We start from the raw sequence: 3,519 nt of genomic DNA on the forward strand, positions 1-3,519 counted from the left end.
AACGGATCAACCACAAACCGTTTAAACAACCACCCAAGAATAAATAACCCTAACAGCGAACCGATTACTATTCCCACAATCGATCAACCACTTAAACCAGATTTTTTGTTATTATCTGGCCTCTTGCTGTCTTTGATTTGCAAAGTAAATTGTTCTGATGTCGCATTGTTGTATTTAACAGTAATCTTTACTTGCTCGTTTGGTTTAAACTCACTCTGTTTTAATTCAAACGAAACTTTGTTTACATCATAATTGCTGTTATTTACCCCATCAATTTTGACAGTACTTGGAATTTGCGTTTTTAACTGTTCGATAACTTGTTCTTTTGTCAACGATTCTTTGGATGACAGTTTACCATTGGTTTTAAACCAATCAGTAACAGCATTCGCCAATTGACTATCACTTGCTAGTTGTTGTCAGTTTTTACTTTCGTTAATTATTTTGTTTAGTTCTGTTACATTAAGTTTTTTAATGCTCTCATTATATCCGTTTAAACTTGCTCACTCATAAAATTGTTGTCCTTGGGTAGTGTCTCAAAAGTTCGGCGTTAAATTATCTTTATTCAAAGCAATATAATAAAAACCTGAATTATCAGCACTATCTTTTGTTTCAACCAAAAATAGACCTTGATATGAGTTTAACATCGTTGCATTTAAAGACACATCACCAGTAATATCTAATTGTTGTCCGTTCTTTTGTCATTTATCATTTAAACCATAAAAAATACCACTTTGCAATGTTGAACCATTTGGTTTGTTTAAACTAACTTTAACTTCGGTATCAGAGTAGTACAAGTCGCTAGTTAAAATAACATCTCCTACTTTGTCATTAGTTGGCACTTGATAAACATAACTAGCAACATCACCAAACAAAGATGTGTTTTTTTTCACGGTAATACTTGGTTGTGATAACAATGATGACACGATGATTTGCCCCGTATAACTTTTTCCATCAACTTTAAATGCTATCTCAATTTGATAGTCTTTATTTTCAACAATAGTACTATCCACCGGCAAGTCAAACTCCCAGTTTTTATCCGGACTAGGCATAATAGCGCCGTTAACTTTAATAGTTTCAATATCAGTGTTTGCTATTTTAACTTTTACTTGTCCATTAGTTACTAATTGATAATGTTTAAGTCAATAACAGTTTTTATCATCTTCAATAGAAAAATTTATTCCCTTTTGAAATGGTGTAATATCATTTCAATTTACAACTTTACCAATTTTTACATCAATTAACGGTAAAGTTATTGGTTCTAAAACTCCCTCTCATCTATATAATTCTGTAACAGAATATCATTTTCCATTTAAAGCAATACCATTATTTCATACATTACCAAATGGTTTGTCAATATCATTGTTTTTAAATTTAATAATTATAAAATCATCAGTGGTTTGAGGTTTTTTTGCAGACATTATATATCATTTATTATTACGCGAATTAAATTCTTCATTAAATGTACCACTTATAATTTTTCAATTTAAATTTAAATCTTTAATATTAGACATGTAAATTTGCAATCCATCAGTAACATCTTTTTGAGATATAACAACATCGCGTTTTACAAGACTTTGTACTGTGTTGGCAAGCAATGGTGCGGGAGCGCTCGCTGTAAAGGTTGATATCGTTAAGATACTTAGTAATTTTTTCATTTCATGTATTCCTTTATGATTTCTTTTTAATAAAAAAAGAGAATAGCACCAGCGCACTATTCCCACAACACAATTTCTAACATATTTCAAAGTAGTATCACAAAAATACCACCAAAAAATATGCTAAAATTGTTTGTGGAAACGCTAGTGTTTGTTAGTGTTTCCACGATAGTAATTTATTTATCTATAAATTACTATCACTAATTTTTATTAAAAATATATAATTACATTTACATTATACACTATAAACAATCTTGTTTATAGTTTTTTCTTTTCTAAAATCTTACTAAATTAGGATAAAAAAGCAATTAAATTGATTATATTGTAATAACACAAAGTTATTATTTACCGCAGTTTTTATCCCCTGTATTGATTGTAAATCATTCTTCATTGACTTTTTGAATCGTAAAACTACAATTCAAGAACTGTTACAAATCAACATCAACAATCATTAAATTATGATTTTTAGTGTCTTTATTATTTACTTTTTTCATCGCTTTTTTCTACTTTAGTCTTTTTTTGCTCTTTGTTTATTTTTTTAATTTAAATTCATTATATATTTTTTCAATTTCTCGCCGAGCAATAGATGATAAATTAATTTCATAATTATTTTTTGACATTTCATTTATCATTTTTTGTTGTTTTAAAGTTATTGAAATATTTTTTCTGACAATTTTTGTTTCATCTTTAATTTCAAAATAAATTATTTCTTTTTTTATTTCATTAAAACTTTCTTCTTTTGGTATTTGACTAGCACTGCTGTCAATTTTATTTTTCAGTGATGCAAGTAATTTATTATTCATAATTAAATAACCCCTTTATTAGTTAATTCCATAACTAACTTATAAATTGGGTTTTTTTCAGTTATGGTAGCGAATTTAAGCAACATTGTTTCTTTTTGCTTAGTAGCAGATAACGGGATATGTGTATCTAAAAATTTTTTACCAATTTCATTTTGAGAAATAAGTTCAAAAACACTTTGATGTAGTTTGTTTTTTTGAATTTTATTCAAAATATAATAATTGATATTATTTTTTATATTAATTCCCATTTTTTTAGAATTATTTATTGTTTCTAAATAAGGTTTAAACATAGTTGTAATACCTTCAAAACTATATGAGTGTGGTTCAATTGGAACAATAATTTCATCTGATGCTAATAAAACATTTAATAAAATTGTATTCATAGATGGATATGTATCAAAAAATATATAATCAAATTTATTAATTAATATTTTTTCAATTTCTTCTAAATTCATTTTAAATTTAAACTCCGAATTAGGTTGATTTAAAACTATATTATTTGTTTCTAAAACCATTTTGGAATATGAGGGTACTAAAAAAATATTTGATATTCTAGTTTCTAAAATTGTTGAAATTAAGTCATCCTTATCTGCTCCCAAAATTCATTTAGTTATACTATTTGTATCAATCGGATTTTCTAACAAAGTATTTGTTAAATTAGATTGCGGGTCAAAGTCAAATAATAAAACTTTTTTACCAATTTGGGACAATAATTGAGCAACATTAACTGTTAATGTGGTTTTCCCAACACCACCCTTACTGTTAGAAAATGTTATTTTTTTCATTTTTATTCTCCTTTCATTTTTAATTATAATACTTACTGGTGTGTATTAATAAGTACTAATACATAAATATTATACACATTAATACATAATAATAGGCGTTGTGTAGATACAAACAGCAAATTTATATCTTGCTAAGTTAATAATAAAATATTTTTATTAAATTGCAACCATTTTTTCAAAAAAAATAAATTTTTATTATTTCATTTTATTTTTAAATGTATTTAAGCACACTGAAAAATAATTTATTAATTTTAACTAATAAATTTATTTAATATT

Annotated in this window: 3 protein-coding genes; all 3 read right to left on the bottom strand. The window is 25.8% G+C overall.

The annotated features are described in order from the left end of the window. On the bottom strand, nucleotides 1–1,655 hold a 1,655-nt coding region (locus tag D9R21_RS05085), incomplete at its 3' end, for a hypothetical protein (RefSeq protein ID WP_126821360.1). Nucleotides 1,656–2,185: 530 nt separating this feature from the next. Continuing rightward, nucleotides 2,186–2,458, bottom strand: a complete 273-nt coding sequence (locus tag D9R21_RS05090) for a hypothetical protein (protein ID WP_126821361.1) — start codon at nucleotides 2,456–2,458, stop codon at nucleotides 2,186–2,188. A gap of 2 nt (nucleotides 2,459–2,460) precedes the next feature. Beyond that, entirely contained in the window at nucleotides 2,461–3,243 is a 783-nt protein-coding gene (locus D9R21_RS05095; protein WP_126821362.1) for a ParA family protein, read from the bottom strand. Nucleotides 3,244–3,519: the final 276 nt, after the last annotated feature.

Origin of the sequence: Spiroplasma endosymbiont of Megaselia nigra (assembly GCF_003987485.1) — a bacterium.
Taxonomy (GTDB): domain Bacteria; phylum Bacillota_I; class Bacilli_A; order Mycoplasmatales; family Mycoplasmataceae; genus Spiroplasma.